15 protein-coding genes are annotated in these 15,115 nt (G+C 61.3%); 1 reads left to right on the forward strand and 14 read right to left on the reverse strand.

From position 1 onward, the window contains the following. Positions 1-20: 20 nt before the first annotated feature. The 6 genes from ACB032_RS11985 to rnr all read right to left on the reverse strand — a co-directional run bounded on the left by ACB032_RS11985 (position 21) and on the right by rnr (position 6,286). The gene (locus ACB032_RS11985; protein ID WP_371138016.1) at positions 21-857 is read right to left on the reverse strand and encodes an EamA family transporter; all 837 of its coding nucleotides are present in this window, start codon (positions 855-857) and stop codon (positions 21-23) included. Positions 858-977: 120 nt separating this feature from the next. Next, entirely contained in the window at positions 978-1,838 is an 861-nt protein-coding gene (locus ACB032_RS11990; RefSeq protein WP_043125310.1) for a DMT family transporter, read from the reverse strand. 218 nt (positions 1,839-2,056) lie between these two features. Next, entirely contained in the window at positions 2,057-2,506 is a 450-nt protein-coding gene (locus ACB032_RS11995; RefSeq protein WP_371138017.1) for a GNAT family N-acetyltransferase, read from the reverse strand. Positions 2,507-2,563: 57 nt separating this feature from the next. Continuing rightward, on the reverse strand, positions 2,564-3,130 hold the full coding sequence (locus ACB032_RS12000; RefSeq protein ID WP_371138018.1) for a Crp/Fnr family transcriptional regulator: 567 nt from the start codon (positions 3,128-3,130) through the stop codon (positions 2,564-2,566). Positions 3,131-3,140: 10 nt separating this feature from the next. Then, a complete protein-coding gene (rlmB, locus tag ACB032_RS12005) occupies positions 3,141-3,890 on the reverse strand; it encodes a 23S rRNA (guanosine(2251)-2'-O)-methyltransferase RlmB (RefSeq protein ID WP_371138019.1) in 750 nt (249 codons plus the stop codon). Continuing rightward, positions 3,887-6,286 (reverse strand): ribonuclease R, encoded by a 2,400-nt coding sequence (gene rnr / locus ACB032_RS12010; protein WP_371138020.1) that lies wholly within the window; start codon positions 6,284-6,286, stop codon positions 3,887-3,889. The genes rlmB and rnr overlap by 4 nt, the downstream gene beginning before the upstream one ends. A 134-nt stretch (positions 6,287-6,420) precedes the next feature. Between rnr and ACB032_RS12015 the strand changes: the two genes are divergently transcribed. Further along, positions 6,421-7,443 carry a GGDEF domain-containing protein gene (locus ACB032_RS12015; protein ID WP_029304632.1) on the forward strand — a complete coding sequence of 341 codons (1,023 nt, stop codon included), beginning with the start codon at positions 6,421-6,423 and terminating at the stop codon, positions 7,441-7,443. A gap of 62 nt (positions 7,444-7,505) precedes the next feature. Here ACB032_RS12015 and luxS read toward each other — a convergent pair whose 3' ends face one another. The 8 genes from luxS to ACB032_RS12055 form a co-directional block, all read right to left on the reverse strand. Further along, positions 7,506-8,015 carry an S-ribosylhomocysteine lyase gene (gene luxS, locus ACB032_RS12020; protein WP_011704660.1) on the reverse strand — a complete coding sequence of 170 codons (510 nt, stop codon included), beginning with the start codon at positions 8,013-8,015 and terminating at the stop codon, positions 7,506-7,508. Between the two features lie 18 nt (positions 8,016-8,033). Further along, complete coding sequence (locus ACB032_RS12025) at positions 8,034-8,627, reverse strand: transglycosylase SLT domain-containing protein (protein WP_272481394.1); 594 nt, start codon at positions 8,625-8,627, stop codon at positions 8,034-8,036. A gap of 61 nt (positions 8,628-8,688) precedes the next feature. Continuing rightward, positions 8,689-9,027 (reverse strand): nitrogen regulatory protein P-II, encoded by a 339-nt coding sequence (glnB, locus tag ACB032_RS12030; protein WP_005308848.1) that lies wholly within the window; start codon positions 9,025-9,027, stop codon positions 8,689-8,691. A 9-nt stretch (positions 9,028-9,036) separates the two neighbouring features. Further along, on the reverse strand, positions 9,037-10,659 hold the full coding sequence (locus tag ACB032_RS12035) for an NAD+ synthase (protein WP_371138021.1): 1,623 nt from the start codon (positions 10,657-10,659) through the stop codon (positions 9,037-9,039). 73 nt (positions 10,660-10,732) lie between these two features. Next, on the reverse strand, positions 10,733-12,832 hold the full coding sequence (locus ACB032_RS12040) for a prepilin-type N-terminal cleavage/methylation domain-containing protein (RefSeq protein ID WP_371138022.1): 2,100 nt from the start codon (positions 12,830-12,832) through the stop codon (positions 10,733-10,735). Between the two features lie 12 nt (positions 12,833-12,844). After that, on the reverse strand, positions 12,845-13,942 hold the full coding sequence (locus ACB032_RS12045; protein ID WP_029301968.1) for a PilX N-terminal domain-containing pilus assembly protein: 1,098 nt from the start codon (positions 13,940-13,942) through the stop codon (positions 12,845-12,847). A gap of 1 nt (position 13,943) precedes the next feature. Further along, positions 13,944-14,567 (reverse strand): PilW family protein, encoded by a 624-nt coding sequence (locus ACB032_RS12050; protein WP_270812831.1) that lies wholly within the window; start codon positions 14,565-14,567, stop codon positions 13,944-13,946. Further along, complete coding sequence (locus ACB032_RS12055) at positions 14,558-15,094, reverse strand: GspH/FimT family pseudopilin (RefSeq protein WP_045529158.1); 537 nt, start codon at positions 15,092-15,094, stop codon at positions 14,558-14,560. The genes ACB032_RS12050 and ACB032_RS12055 overlap by 10 nt, the downstream gene beginning before the upstream one ends. Positions 15,095-15,115 lie beyond the last annotated feature (21 nt).

Here is a 15,115-nt window from a genome sequence, read left to right on the forward strand (position 1 = left end):
ATGCCTTAAACCGCCTCCCCCTAGCCGAGGCGGATCAGCAGGATGCCGCCCAGGATCACCAGGGCGGCCAGCAACCGGACCCGCCCCAGCGCCTCCCCCAGCCAGCCCCAGGAGAGCAGCACCGCAAACAGCACGCTGCTCTCGCGCAGGGCTGCCACCAAGCCGATGGGCGCCTTGGTCATGGCCCAGATGACGATCCCGTAGGCCAACAGCGACAGGGCGCCCCCGATGGCGCCGCTGCGCCACGCCGCAGGCCCCAGCTCGCGCCAGGCGGTGCGACTCTGCCAGCGCATCAGCAGCGGCATCATCAGCGCGGTGAGGGCGAACAGCCAGAGGGTGTAACGTATCGGCTCACCGGCCGAGCGGGCTCCTGCCCCATCGGACAGGGTGTAGGAGGCGGTAAACAGTGCCGTGATGAGTACCGCCTGCAGCGCGGCCGGCGCCAGCCGCAGGCCGCCTCGCCACGCCATCAGCAGCACGCCGCTCACCAGCACCAGGGCCCCCGTCACCGCCACCATCCCCGGCACTTCACCCAGCAGCAGGGCACCGAACAGCAGGGTCACCAGAGGGGCGCTGCCCCGGGCCAGCGGATAGATCTGGCCGAACTCACCCAGCCGATAGGCTCGACCGAGAAAAAGACAGTAGCCGCAGTGCAGCAGAATGGAGAGCGCCAACCAGGGATATTCGGCCGCCACCGGCCACCCCACCAAGGGCAGCAAGGGAGCGGCAAACAGGCCGGAGCAGAGGGAGACCAGCAAGACGCTGACTCGCCCCTCGGCCTGGCGCTTGGCCAGCGCATTCCAGAGCGCGTGCAGCAGGGCGGCCAGCAGGATGGCAGCAAAGATGGTAGGGGTCACGACAGGGTTCCGATAGCAACAGGCCGCCCAGCATAGCCGGTTTGCCCGGCCATGACAGAGAGCGGCCTCATAAGATGCCTGTATTTCTCACCCATCGGCCTGCTGCCGATGGGCATGTCATCAGCGCAATCGGCGCTGCCAGTGAATGGCCAGCAGGATGAAACTCACCCCGACCCAGAGGTTCCACGCAGGGATCTCGCCAAACAGCCAGACCCCCAGCAGCACCACGAACATCAGGCCAGAATACTCGGTCGCCGCGATGCGGTTGGCCTCAACCTGGCGATAGGAGTAGAAACAGCTGGCATGATAGAGCAGTTGCATGATGCCGCTGCCGCCGATCAGCACCAGCAGTCGCCAGTCCACCGGCTGCCATTGATGTACCGCCAGCCCGGCGGTCAACGGCAGGGCCAGCAGATTGGCCCAGAACAGGGTCGCCACCACCGAGATCCCGGCTGGCAACTTGCGGCCGGTGATGTTGAACAGCGCCAGGGTGAAGGCGGTCACCAGGGCGCCCAGCCCGGCCAGATGGAAATCCCCCGGCCGCAGCACGAACACAACCCCGAGCAGCCCCATGCCTCCCAGCAACCAGACGCGGGAATTGATCTTCTCCTTGAGCAGCCAGGCCGCCAGCGGCAGCGTCAGCAACGGGGAGACATAGAAGATGGCGTTGGCCGTGGCCAGCGGCAACTGGGTCAGGGCCAGCATCATGCCGCCCCCGCCGAGCAGGCAGAGATGCCCGCGCAGCAGGTGCCACTTCCAGGCACCCAGCCCCCAGGCCGAGCGCGGTACCCGCAGCATGAAGGGCAGCAGCACCAGCAGGGTCAGCAGCTGACGCAGGAACATGTATTGGAAGGGGCTGAAGCCGGGGCCGATCAGCTTGACCAGCACATCGGAGAAGGCCTGGGCCAGATTGCCCAGCACCAGGGTGATGATGGCGAAGGTTTGCAGGTCCAGTGCGAACCGCTTGCGCAACAACTCCATCAGCGACAGCCGCTCGAGTGGCGAACGCTAATAAAATGGCTCAACGGCTCAATCGCTGAATCTTGTTCTGAATTAATGGGGTAAAAGACCATTTTTAAAACCTATCCATCAACTGTTGCCGATTAATCACTCAGAGGGTACCCACTAACATGGCGCCGAGCACCCGTTTTCTTTACTACCTCAAGACATAATAATTTCATTGTTATGCTTAAAAGGTATTAAGAGGAGCTCATGCCGATGTGGGGAATGTCATCTTCCAGATAGGGTTCACCCACGGCAGTGAAGCCGTGACGACCATAGAAACCTTGCAGGTGTGCCTGCGCCCCGAGATAGATGCTGACCCCGGGCCACAGCCGAGCACACTCCTGCAGCGCCTGCTGCATCAGCCGATGACCCAGGCCATCGCCTCTCGCCTCGGGTGCCGTCACCACCCGACCGATCACCACCTGCTGCGCCTTGGCCACGTCGGGCGCCATCAGCCTGGCATAGGCCACCAGTGCCCCATCCTGCCAGCCGAGCAGGTGCAGCACGTCGGGGCGCTTGTCGACGCCGTCCATATCGAGAAAAACGCAGGTCTGCTCCACCACGAAGACCCGGGATCTCAGGGTGAGCAGTTCATAGAGTTCGTTGACGTCGAGTTGTTCGAAAGATTTGAGAGACCAGTTCATGGGGATTCCTTGCTCATGATGAGAAGGGCAGCATAGCCAGCCGCACGCGGGCCGGCATTAACCTTTGTTAAGATCCTTCAGCCGTTTGCGAATGCGGCTCAGGCTGATGGGGGTGATGCCGAGGTAGGCGGCGATCTGGTGATCGAGCACCCTGGCTTCCAGTGCGGGGAAGCTGCGCAGAAAGTGCTGATAGCGTGCCTGCGGACTCTCGGTCAGCAGCAGCAGCTCTTTCTCCTCCTTGATGCGCAGCTGCACCGCCAGCAGATGCTGATACCAGGCGGGCCAGCAGGAGAGCGTGCGCAGCTCGGCCAGATTGAACAGCAAGAGCCGACAGGGCTCCAGCGCCTCCACACTGTAGCGGGCCGGCTCGCCACTGAGCAGGTGGTGGAAGTCGAGGAACTCGTCACCCTCCCAGTAGAACTCCTTGATGTACTCGCGGCCATCCGCCAGCACCACCTTGGCCCGCAGCAGCCCCTGCTCCACCATCACCAGCAGATCGGGTCGATCGCCGGCATGCCAGAGGCAGGCACGGGGGCTCAGGGTCAGCGGACGGGCAAAAGAGAGGAGGCGCGCGGCCTCCTGCTCATCTGTGACCCGATCCCGGCAAAACGGGGATCTGTCCATTCAGCTTGCCTCAGGCACGACGCTGGCGCACGGCTTCGAACAGACAGACGCCGGTCGCGACCGAGACGTTGAGGCTGGATACCGCCCCTGCCATCGGGATGCTCACCAGCTCGTCGCAGTGCTCGCGGGTGAGGCGACGCATCCCCTTGCCCTCTGCTCCCATCACCAGCGCCATCGGGCCAGTCAGTTTGGCCTGATACACGTCGTGATCCGCCTCGCCGGCGGTGCCGACGATCCACACGCCACGCTCCTGCAACTCGCGCAGGCTGCGGGCCAGGTTGGTGACCTGGATCAGCGGCACCACTTCGGCGGCGCCACAGGCAACCTTGCGCACGATCGGGGTCAGGCCGGTGGCCTTGTCGCGCGGCACGATCACCGCATGCACGCCGGCCGCATCGGCGCTACGCAGACAGGCGCCCAGATTGTGCGGATCGGTCACCCCGTCCAGTACCAGCAGGAAGGGCTGGCTCTCATGTACCGCCAACTCGTCCAGCAGGCTGGCCAGATCGTGCTCGGCGAGCTTGGGCGCCTCTTTCACCCGGGCCATGATGCCCTGGTGATTGTTGCCCTCCGCCTTGTCGTCGAGCGTCTTGCGGTTCACGCTCTGCACCTTGAGGCCAAGCGCATCCAGCTCCGCCAGCAGGGGTTGCAGCCGGTCGTCATCGCGCCCCTTGAGAGCCCACACTTCGATGAAACGCTCCGGGGTGCGCTCCAGCAGCGCGGATACAGCGTGAATGCCGTAGATCAGTTCAGTACTCATTTAGTGCTCTTGGCCTTGTCGCGAGCTTTTTTGCTCGGTCGTCTGTTGCTGGGTTTGGCACGGCCGCCCTTGGCGGATTTGCCGTGGTCCTTGCCCTCTTTCTCTTTGCGTTTTTCGTGGCGTTCGGCGCTCTTGGCCTTCTCTTTCTTGATCTCGGCCTGTTTGCGCGCCATCTCTTTGGCGTTCTTGCCGGTTGCCTTGAGGGGCTCTTCCACCATCACGAAGTCGATCTTGCGATCGTCCAGATTCACGCCCATCACCTTGACCCGCACCTTGTCACCCAGACGGTAGCGGCGGCGGAAGTTCTCGCCGATCAGTTGCTGGTGCAGCGGGTCGAACTGGTAGTAGTCGTTGGTGAGGGTGCTGACGTGCACCAGACCGTCGATGTGGATCTCCGCCAGGCGCACGAAGAAGCCAAAGCCGGTGACGCTGGCGATGACGCCGTCAAACTCGTCACCCACGTGATCCAGCATGTACTCGCACTTGAGCCAGTCGGCCACATCGCGAGTGGCGTCATCGGCACGGCGCTCGGTCATGGAGCAGTGCTCGCCCATCGGGTCCACTTCTTCCAACTGGTAGTGGTAGCCACCGCTCGGGGTCCACTTGTGGCGCAGGTTGGCCTGCTGCTCCTTGGCGGTCTGATACTTGATCGCGCGGTGCAAGATGAGGTCGGGGTAGCGACGGATCGGCGAGGTGAAGTGAGCGTAAGACTTCAAGGCCAGACCGAAGTGACCGATGTTGTCGGCCTGATAGATGGCCTGACGCATGGAGCGCAGCAGCATGGTGGAGAGCAGCTCCGCATCCGGGCGCCCTTCGAACTTGGCGGCCAGGTCGGCAAAATCTTTCGGCTCGGGCTCCAGGCCCCCCTTGAGCTCCAGGCCCAGCTCGGCCAGGAAGTCACGAAAACCGGTCAGACGCTCTTCGCCCGGACGGTCGTGCACCCGGAACAGGGCGGCGGCCTCGTTCTTCTCGATGTAGCGGGCAGCGGCTACGTTCGCCTGGATCATGCACTCTTCAATGATCTTGTGGGCGTCGTTGCGCACCAGCGGCACGATGCGGTCGATCTTGCGCTGAGCGTTGAAGATGAAGCGAGTCTCTTCGCTCTCGAACTCCACCGCACCGCGCTGATGGCGGGCATGCTTGAGCGCCTTGTAGAGGTTGTTGAGCTCTTCGATGTGACCCACCAGCGGCTCGTACTGCTGACGCAGCTTGGGATCCCCTTCCAGGATCGCAGCGACCTTGGTGTAGGTCATGCGGGCATGGGAGTTCATCACCGCTTCGTAGAACTTGTAGCCGGACATGCGGCCGGCGGAGGAGATGGTCATCTCGCACACCATGCAGAGGCGGTCAACCTGCGGGTTGAGCGAGCAGAGGCCGTTGGAGAGCACCTCCGGCAGCATGGGCACCACGAATTCGGGGAAATAGACCGAGTTGCCGCGCTGGTAGGCTTCGGTATCGAGGGCTGTGCCCGGCTTCACGTAGGCAGAGACGTCAGCAATGGCGACCCACAGGCGCCAGCCGCCGCCGCGCTTGGCTTCACAGAAGACGGCGTCATCGAAGTCACGGGCATCTTCCCCGTCGATGGTGACCAGCGGCAGGGCGCGCAGGTCGATGCGGCCCTCTTTGGCCTTCTCCGGCACCTGTTCGCCCAGACCGGCAACCTCTTTGGTCACCTCCTCCGGCCAGGTGTGCGGAATGCCGTGGGTACGCAGGGCGATCTCGATCTCCATGCCGGGCGCCATGTTTTCACCCAGCACTTCCAACACGGTACCGACCGCATTGAAACGGGCGGTGGCGCGCTGATTGATGCGCACGACCACGACCTGGCTCTGGCGAGCCCCCTTGTTCTCCCCTTCCGGGATGATGATGTCCTGGCCGATTCGGCTGTCATCCGGTACCACGAAACCGACGCCGTTCTCGACGAAGTAGCGGCCGACGATGTCCGCTTCACGGGATTTGAGCAGGCGTACCAGACGCGCCTCCTGGCGCCCCTTGCGGTCGATCTCGGTAGGCTGCACCAGGGCGTAGTCGCCGTGCATCAGGCGCTGCATCTCGCGGTTGTTCAGGAACAGATCCGGGCCACCACCCTCGGGGCGCAGAAAACCGAAGCCATCTTTGTGGCCGAGCACGTAGCCTTTCACCAGATTCAGGCGATCTGGCAGGGCGTAACACTGGTTGCGAGTGAATACCAGCTGACCATCACGCTCCATGGCGCGCAGACGACGGCGCAGGGCTTCCAGCGGCTCTTCTTCGGTCAGCTTGAGGACCTTTGCCAGCTCTTCACGGGACATGGGCTTTTCATGGCCCTTGATGAGGTCGAGGATCATCTCGCGACTGGCGATGGGGTTCTCGTATTTTTCGGCCTCGCGTTCGAGGAAAGGATCTTTTTGAGACATAAGCAGGCCTTAGGGTAGGTGGTAACGGTGCCATTATATCGGAGGGGGGGGCGAATGGCATCCATCGACTGCCTTTTGGCCAATCTCTCTGTCATACTATGCACAGTTTGCAGGCATGATGAGACATGGAACTCATGAGCAAGGACTCGTTCGCCCAATCCGCCGCCTATCTCAAGCAGGCGGTTCCCCTGATGATCAAGTATCAAATCCCCACCACGCCGGATAATTACACCCTTTGGTATAACTACGTGGCGGCCAGCATGCCCGAGCTCAATCAGGCCATCGATCAGGCCATCAAGCTGCAGGGAACCTGCTCTCTCACCACCTGTGAACGCCTCTATCACCAGCACCTCGCCGCGCAAGATGAGCAGCAGATGGAAACCATGAAGCTCAACCTGGCCGCCATGGCCAACGAGCTTGGTCACACCATGCAGGATGCCCTCTCCGACACCGGCATGTTTCAGGACATGCTCGACAAGAGCTTCGATCGACTGAGCCTCATCGACGACGAGGGGCTCAGCCTGGAAGACACCATGGGGATCCTGCGAGATCTGGTGCGCGAGTCGCGGGACGTGCGCATGTCCACCATGCACTTTCGCAACCAGCTCAGCAGCGCCGAGAAGGAGATCAAGGAGCTGCGCGAGGCGCTCAACGAGACTCGCAAACTGGCCAACGAGGATGCCCTCACCAGCCTGCTCAACCGGCGCGCCTTCGATCTGGAGATAGAAAGCCTGATCCGCAGCAAGCAGCCCTTCTCCCTGATCCTGTCGGACATAGACCGCTTCAAGAACTTCAACGATGAATATGGCCACCTGCTGGGGGATCAGGTGCTGCGCGCCTTCAGCAAGCGGCTGCGGGAAACCTGCAAGGAGGGCGTCACCGCCTACCGCCTCGGCGGCGAGGAGTTTGCCCTGCTGGTCCCCATGCGCAGTCTGGCGCTGAGCCGCCAAATGGCGGAGAGCCTGCGCCGGGCCATCGAGAAGATGTCGATCCTGGATCGCAAGTCGGGCCGACGCATCGACCACATCACCGCCTCGTTTGGGGTGGGTGAATACAGCGGTCAGGAGACGGGCGACAGCTTGGTCGAACGCACCGACAAGCTGCTCTACAAGGCCAAGGAGCTGGGTCGCAACCGGGTAATGCCGCTGCCATCCTGATTTCGTCAGCACACAAAAAGGCCGGTCAATGACCGGCCTTTTTCATGTTTGCCATTCCGGGATCAGAGGCTTTTCAGCTTCTCTTCCGGCAGGGCCAGCTCGTCATTGCGGTTGACGCCGATGCCGCGCTCCAGCACGTGGCGAGCGATGGCATGGGCCTCTTCCAGTGAGTGCATGCTGTAGGTACCGCACTGGTATTCGTTCAGCTCGGGGATCTTGCCCTGCTCCTGCACGGTCAGCACGTCGCTCATGGCGGCCTGCCAGGCGGCACCGACCCGGGCTTCGTCCGGCGCACCGATCAGGCTCATGTAGAAGCCGGTCCGGCAGCCCATGGGGGAGATGTCGATGATCTCCACCCCGTTGCCGTTCAGGTGATCACGCATGAAGCCGGCAAACAGGTGCTCGAGGGTGTGGATGCCGCGCTCGGAGAGGATCTCCTGGTTCGGCACGCAGAAACGCAGGTCGAACACTGTGATGGTGTCCTTGTTCGGGGTCTGCATGGTCTTGGCCACACGCACCGCCGGCGCAGCCATGCGGGTGTGGTCAACGGTAAAACTGTCCAATAACGGCATTTCTGACTCCTGATTTGGTTACCAGAACCAGCCCCCGCTGGAGAGCTGATCCTTGCATTGTCGATACTGGGCGCCGTAGCGCTGGGCGCGAGCCTCTACCTTGCGGGATGTCTTCATCAGCCATCCCTTGCTGCGGTAGCTGCCACGCCGATAGCCACCCCACCCTTCGTGATAGTTGAGATACTGGCCATACGCATCCCACTTGGAGGTGCCGTTCAGCCGCTGGGCCTTGTGAGTGTACCAGCCCATGAAGTCGATGGCGTCGGCAAAGTCGTCGCGATCACTCCAGCCGTTGCCGGTTTCCCGCTGGTAGTCAGCCCAGGTTTCATCCTTGACCTGGGCATAGCCGTAGGCGGAGCTGGCACGCCCGGTCGGGATGAAGAGGAAATACTGCATCGGCGGCTGGGCATCGTGCACGAAGGAGGACTCCTGATACATCATGGCCATCACCACCTGGATCGGGGTTCCCCACTTCTCGTTCATCTTGAGCGCCGCCTTGTGCCACTCCGGCTTCTCGCGAAAGATCTGGCACAGGTTTTCCGGCTGGGCCGGCGGCCGGGTACTACAGGCGGTCAGACCGGCCAGCAGGCCGGCCACCGCAACGAGGCGCATCCAGGACATCAGCGGGATCGAGTCTCCATTCGTTGGCTCATCACGAGGCACGGCCATCTCATCAGATGGCGTCTTCGTTCTCTTCGCCGGTACGGATACGAATGACACGCTCTACCTCGCAGACGAAGATCTTGCCGTCACCAATCTTGCCGGTGCGGGCGGTGTTCTGGATCGCTTCCAGGCAGGCATCGAGATCCTCGTCCTGCACCACCAGCTCCACCTTCACCTTGGGCAGGAAATCGACCATGTACTCGGCTCCGCGATAGAGCTCGGTGTGGCCCTTCTGACGGCCGAAGCCCTTGACCTCGGACACTGTCATGCCGTTGATGCCGATCTCGGCCAAGGCCTCGCGCACATCGTCCAGCTTGAACGGTTTGATGATGGCTTCAATCTTCTTCATGGTGACTCCTTACCAGTTCTGTTTGCCAAACCCGGACGTGATGGGGTAACGGCGATCCTTACCAAAGTTGCGGGCCGTGATGCGGGGCCCGACCGCCGCCTGACGGCGCTTGTATTCGTTGAGATCCACCAGCCGGATCACCTTGCGCACCACCGTCTCTTCGAAGCCCTCCGCCACCATGTCGGCCACGGAGGCATCTTCTTCCACGTAGCGCTTGAGGATGGCATCGAGGATGTCGTAGGGGGGCAGGCTGTCCTGATCCACCTGGTCCGGCGCCAATTCTGCCGAAGGCGGGCGATCGATAACCCGCTGCGGGATCACATAATCGACGGAATTGCGGTATTCGCACAGCTTGAAGACCAGCGTCTTGGGGACATCTTTCAGCACGTCGAAGCCGCCGGCCATGTCGCCGTACAGAGTGGCATAGCCGACCGCCATCTCACTCTTGTTGCCGGTGGTCAGCACGATGCGACGACGCTTGTTGGAGAGCGCCATCAACAGCACGCCACGGCAGCGAGCCTGCAGGTTCTCTTCGGTAGTGTCGCGGGCAGTCCCTTCAAACAGCGGCGCCAGCTGAGCCATAAAGCCCTCGAACATCGGCTCGATGGAGATGATGTTGAACTCCACCCCCATCCGTTCGGCCTGCTCCTTGGCATCTTCCACGCTCATCTGGGCGGTGTAACGGAACGGCATCATCACCGCCTGCACCTTGTCGGCGCCGATGGCATCGGCCGCGATGGCCAGGGTCAGTGCCGAGTCGATGCCGCCGGAGAGGCCCAGCACGGCGCCGTGGAAGCCGTTCTTGGTGACATAGTCGCGCACCGCCAGTACCAGTGCCTGATAGGTCTCAGCCAAGGGTTCCAGCGGCGCTGCGGGTTCCCGCTCTTTCACTGGCTGGCCATCGGCAAAGCGCACCAGTGCCAGCTCTTCGGCAAACGGTGCCAGCTTGTGGGTCAGCTCGCCCTGGCTGTTGAACACCTTGGAGCAGCCGTCGAAGATCAGCTCGTCCTGACCACATACCTGATTGAGGTAGACCAGCGGCAGACCGGTCTGATCGCAGCGCTCGGCCATCAGCTCGCGGCGGATCCAGGGTTTTTCCTGATCATAGGGTGAGGCATTGATGGTGAGCAGCAGCTCGGCTCCCGCCGCCTTGGCGGCCAGCGCCGGACCCGGCTGCCAGAGGTCTTCACAGATGAGCAACCCCAACTGATGACCACGGAAGGGGACCACGCAGGTCTCGGTTGCCGCAGTGAAGTAGCGCTTCTCGTCGAATACCCCGTAGTTGGGCAAATCCTGCTTGAAGTAGCGTGCGACCAGCCTGCCTTGCTCGTAGAGGGAGGCGGCGTTGTAGAGCGCCTCCCCGTCACGCCAGGGGTGACCCACCAGAATGGCGCCAGCCCCCTGCCATGCCGCGATGCGGGCCAGGGCGGCCTCCACCCGGATCATCAGATCGGCGCGCAGCAGCAGATCTTCCGGCGGATAGCCGGTCAGGGCCAGTTCGGAGCAGACCAGCAGATCGGCACCTTGCCGATCGGCCTCGGCGGCTGCCGCCAGCACCTTGTCACAGTTATCTTCGATGGCGCCTACCGTCAGATTCAACTGGGCAAGCATCAGAGAGAGGGCTTTTGCCATGGCGATGCATCTTGAATTCGAAAATGATGGGGAATGATAAAGAAAAGGCGCTGGCTGTGCCAGCGCCCAAGGATCAAGGGGTGCAAGTCAGGCTGGTCGCGTTGGTCACTCCGTTGTCCACCAGCAGTGAACAGGGGCCGCTCAACACCTGATTGTTGGACTGTTGCGTCATCTGCACGCTGAAGGAGGGTGGCTGCAACATATAGGTGGTGCTGCCCTGGTTGGAATAGGCAAGGTTGATAGCCAACGTCGAGTTCGCCGGGGCTGTACACAGATAAGCTGCAGGCTGGTTGTTGGCCTGCGGATAGTCGATGCGGCAGGTCGCCCCGGAGTTGGGAGTCGTGATGCTCAGCCTGTTGAACGTATTCTTGCTGCACGCTACCGGTGGGGGATTCTTGCCACCCGTCCCTCGGGTCAGACACTGGATCCAGCCACTGACACTGACGGTCGGTACCGTCTGCGATCCTGTATCCACCTTGACCAGCATATCCGCCGTCTGCGCCAGCGACTGGTCCCGTGGCGAGATGAGCGAAGCCGTGATGCCGGAATTCCCCTGATAGGCAGTGACACGCACGGTGACGCTCTGCAGCACCTGGTTGCTGTCCTTGGTCGATTTCTTCGCCGTCATGTAGCCGCGGCTGTAACTGCCGAAATAGTAGTTGTTGAGATCCACCACCGTCTTGACCGTCTCGTTGGTGACGGCGGCATAGTCGGTGGCATTGCCCGTCAGCAAGTTCTGCGGGGCCATGGCCCACTCTGCCAGCATGGTCAGGTTGATATCCTGAAACGGCACCTTGGTCAGATAGTCCACCGCGCTGGTATCAATCCCCACCAGATAGACAGGGTCGAGCACATCCACATAGATGCCGCGGGCGATGAGCTGCGCCGTACCCGTATTGACGGTGATCCCGGTCGTGGTATCGCCCCCGGCTTCCGCGTTGGTAGCCAGCCAGGCTGAAAAATCGGTGATGGTCGGCAAGGTGGCGGAGGCCCCCTGGGTCCAGTTCAGGGTCGACTTCTGCCAGTCGATGTAGGTCTTGACCACATACTTGATGTATTTCTGATAACTGGCCTGGTTCGCTGGTTTGGCCAGGAAATCGGCCGTGGTCACCACTACCTTGACCAGGTTCCAGTCAGGCAGGGGGCGATAATAGCCATCCAGCCGGACGAAACGGCAGGCATCCACGAACTTGCCGCTGTTCGCCGTGCTGAGGCTGCTGCTGTAGCGTACCCGGCTGGTATTGAGCGGAGCATAGAAGTTGGTGAAGCTGGAACCACTGCCATCGAAGTGATCCTTGCAGCAGCTGGTACAGAGCGTGGGCTGGCCATTGACGCTGCTGTCGAGCGTCCCCGTGGTCTTGGTCTGCAGCGAGCCTGATTTCCAATAAAGCTGGTTGCTGGCTGAACTGTAGGCCTGACCCGGCAGATAGGCACTCAAGCTGGAGCCATAACTGCAAGAACAGGAGACGGATGCCATGTCCTGCAGCACCTGCTGGGTGTTGCCACCCGCTGCGGGTTTGTAAGTCACCGTTTCGAACTGGACCAGCTTGCCCACCAGACCATCTTTGGATGTGACGGTCGGCAGTGGCTTGCTGGTCTCCTGTTTGTTGCCATCGCCAAGCTCCACCGAGATGACGTCAGGCGCTACGCCGGGGGTGTAGTTGACCTTGGGGCCTTGCCTCGCCGTATTCAAACCGCCATCCAGCTGATCGGAGCTCAAGGATTCGATGGGTGAAACATTGCCGGCCAGTTGCAGCGCCTGAGCCTGCCCTTCGCTGTCCGTCCACCCGACGTTGACCGTGATCGCCTTGCGGCCCGGGTAACTCAGGCGATAGCCCGCCGGTGCCACGTTCTGCCAGGTTGAGCCATTCAGATACTGATTGGTCACCGCCCATGCCACCGAGTAGGCCTCACCCGACAGAGTCACGGCCGCACTGGCCGAGGCTATCTGGTTGTAGGCCGTCAGCGGCGCGGTTGCACTCACCACGCCATTGAAATTGCGAAACTCATCCAGCTTGGACTCCGCCAGTCGCATCGCCGTCTCATAACGCCGGCCATCCTGCGAAACCGTCAGCGCCGACTTGGACATGGCGACCAGGCCGACAATGCCTACTCCCAGCACCACCAGCGTGATCAGGATCTCCAGCAGGCCAAATCCTTTTTGCCCTTTCATCTCCATATCCCCTTACCAGTCTCGCCAGCTGCCAGGCACCTGATTGACGATCTGGAATGCGGCGCCATTCGAGATGTTGCTCAGGACACTGGCATCATACTTGGCATCGTAGGTACCGTTGGCGTTGCCCAGTTGATAGTTGGAAACCATGGCGCCATACACGATGGCCCCACCGGTCAGCTTCACGTCCGTCCCGGCAGCAGCAGGGTTGGATGAGTAGGCAAATACCAAGCCATACAGCACCGTATTGCCGTTGACCGCCAGATTGCCATTGCGCACGATGAGAATCACAGGCGCCGTTGCGGAGCCGACGTTGGAGGAGGGCTTGCAATCCCCATCCACAATGATGAGGCCGGTTGAGGCAGGACCAAGCGAGCTGCAGTCCGTCAGCTTCTGGGTTGCCCTGGCCTCCAGATTGGCCCAGCCGTTGGCATCATCCTTCTCATTGAACAGATACCAGACCAGATCGGTCGGGAAGGCAGTATCGTTGTCCTTGATATCCGGCTGCTTGTCGCCCTTCTGGCTGATGTTGGCCGAACAGCCGCCGTCGTAGTCCCCCTGATGACAAGTCTGTCCGGTCCCCGTTATCAGATCGACGTTGCCGCTGGTCCAGACCGACAGTGGTACCCCCAGCCCGCCACCATTGGGATTCGCCACTATGGTGAAGTTGCCGCCGACCGCCATGCCGCCAGCCACGGTCAGAGGTGCGGCAGGAGAGCCGGCCAGTACGCTGAAACGTACAACCTTGGTTTCGACTGCCGCCTGGGCCTGACTGTTACTAAGAGTCGCCTGGGAACGAACCCTTATCGGCGTCACGACCACCGACCCCACCGTGATGGCTGTATCGTCAGAAGATGACAGGGTATAGCTGCCCGTGGTCAAGGTAGTCGTTGCCCCGCTGGTCCTCCAGCTCGGATCCAGCGTCAACCGCCCCAGTCCATCGGCCAGACCCACTTCCGCCATTGCCATGGCCTGACGATAGAGCACCTCGTTGAGGGTCACTCGCCGATCGGCCACCAGCATCTTGCCAACCAACAATGAAATGCCCAGCAGGATCAGCACCAGCAACAAAGTGATGGTGAAGGTGGTAAAACCGGCTTGTCGGCTCATGTCAGTACCCATCATTGCGCAGTTTGATATCCCGCTGCAGATTCAGCGTCAGTGCCGGTGTGGCCTTGAACCGCCCGCTCACCATCAATTGCAGCGCCCTCGCCCCGCTGACCTGACTGCTTGGCAGGAGCCTGAACGTCATGGCGGTGATTTCTACGGTATCGTCGCTGGAGATCAGACTGCCATTACCGCAGGTAGTAGTCCCGGTCCCCTGCTTGATCCCCTTGTCAGCACTGCTGTAGCTGTAAACCAGGGTGTCATCGCTGCTCAGTACCCCGTTTTCATCGTTGTCATAGCGTACCCTGATACAGGTATACAGGCCGGAGCCCGTCGCGGTTTCACTCATCAGGTCCGTGGTAGTATCAAAATAGAAGCTGGATCGGCTGCCAGAAGGGGCGGCAAGAAACTGGGTGGCGTTGGCATCATACCCGGCTCGCTGGATGTCTCGAGCCATCATGTCCGTCAGCAACTGAACTTCCTGATTCAGGCGGCTGGTCTGCATGGCGGTGTAATTGGCCTTGAGAATGGTGGCAAACAGCGAAATGACGGCGGCCACCAGCAGCAAGCCCGCCACCATGGCCACCATCAGCTCGACCAGGTTGAAACCCCGTACTTTCAGTTGCATGCCACCTCCCCCGCCAGGTTGCTGACGGCACAGGTACGTACCCGCCCAAGGTTGTTGGTGACCACTTTCATACTGGCGGCCGAGGAGCTCACCGTGATGCTGCCGCTAGGCAGGGTACCGCGCCGGGGGGAGAAGCTGATGGGACGTATCTGGCTTGAGGACTCCGTGTAGGTGCCCGTCAGAATGATCCCGGGAAATTCACTGGCATCAGCGCCTTTGCGCCCCTCGATGCTGGAACAGGTGTCGCTGCAACTGGCGCAACTGCCATCGATGCTGATGCGATAGCACCAGCTGTCGGTACCGCTGTTGAACAGGATCATTTGCAAATTACTGTTGCGTTTGAGCGCTTCGGACTTGAGCAGCATCATGTCCGTGTAGACCGCCTGGGTCGCTGCCTTGACCATCTGATCCTGACGCAGGGATTGATAACTGGGAATGGCCACGGTCAGCAACAGGGCGACCAAGGACAGGGCAACCATCAGCTCTATCAGGGTAAAACCGGCGGATCTGCCCTTTCTGCCTTCCATCAGCTCAAGACTCCTTTCTTT

Source organism: Aeromonas sp. S5(2024), from assembly GCF_041403025.1.
Taxonomy (GTDB): domain Bacteria; phylum Pseudomonadota; class Gammaproteobacteria; order Enterobacterales; family Aeromonadaceae; genus Aeromonas; species Aeromonas hydrophila.

What these genes read in the sequence shown, in the direction of transcription:
- ACB032_RS11990 (WP_043125310.1), bottom strand. Translation starts at nt 1,838, where the DNA reads ATGGAGTTGTTGCGCAAGCGGTTCGCACTGGACCTGCAAACCTTCGCC.
- ACB032_RS11995 (WP_371138017.1), bottom strand. Translation starts at nt 2,506, where the DNA reads ATGAACTGGTCTCTCAAATCTTTCGAACAACTCGACGTCAACGAACTC.
- ACB032_RS12000 (WP_371138018.1), bottom strand. Translation starts at nt 3,130, where the DNA reads ATGGACAGATCCCCGTTTTGCCGGGATCGGGTCACAGATGAGCAGGAG.
- rlmB (WP_371138019.1), bottom strand. Translation starts at nt 3,890, where the DNA reads ATGAGTACTGAACTGATCTACGGCATTCACGCTGTATCCGCGCTGCTG.
- rnr (WP_371138020.1), bottom strand. Translation starts at nt 6,286, where the DNA reads ATGTCTCAAAAAGATCCTTTCCTCGAACGCGAGGCCGAAAAATACGAG.
- ACB032_RS12015 (WP_029304632.1), top strand. Translation starts at nt 6,421, where the DNA reads ATGAGCAAGGACTCGTTCGCCCAATCCGCCGCCTATCTCAAGCAGGCG.
- luxS (WP_011704660.1), bottom strand. Translation starts at nt 8,015, where the DNA reads ATGCCGTTATTGGACAGTTTTACCGTTGACCACACCCGCATGGCTGCG.
- ACB032_RS12025 (WP_272481394.1), bottom strand. Translation starts at nt 8,627, where the DNA reads ATGCGCCTCGTTGCGGTGGCCGGCCTGCTGGCCGGTCTGACCGCCTGT.
- glnB (WP_005308848.1), bottom strand. Translation starts at nt 9,027, where the DNA reads ATGAAGAAGATTGAAGCCATCATCAAACCGTTCAAGCTGGACGATGTG.
- ACB032_RS12035 (WP_371138021.1), bottom strand. Translation starts at nt 10,659, where the DNA reads ATGGCAAAAGCCCTCTCTCTGATGCTTGCCCAGTTGAATCTGACGGTA.
- ACB032_RS12040 (WP_371138022.1), bottom strand. Translation starts at nt 12,832, where the DNA reads ATGAAAGGGCAAAAAGGATTTGGCCTGCTGGAGATCCTGATCACGCTG.
- ACB032_RS12045 (WP_029301968.1), bottom strand. Translation starts at nt 13,942, where the DNA reads ATGAGCCGACAAGCCGGTTTTACCACCTTCACCATCACTTTGTTGCTG.
- ACB032_RS12050 (WP_270812831.1), bottom strand. Translation starts at nt 14,567, where the DNA reads ATGCAACTGAAAGTACGGGGTTTCAACCTGGTCGAGCTGATGGTGGCC.
- ACB032_RS12055 (WP_045529158.1), bottom strand. Translation starts at nt 15,094, where the DNA reads ATGGAAGGCAGAAAGGGCAGATCCGCCGGTTTTACCCTGATAGAGCTG.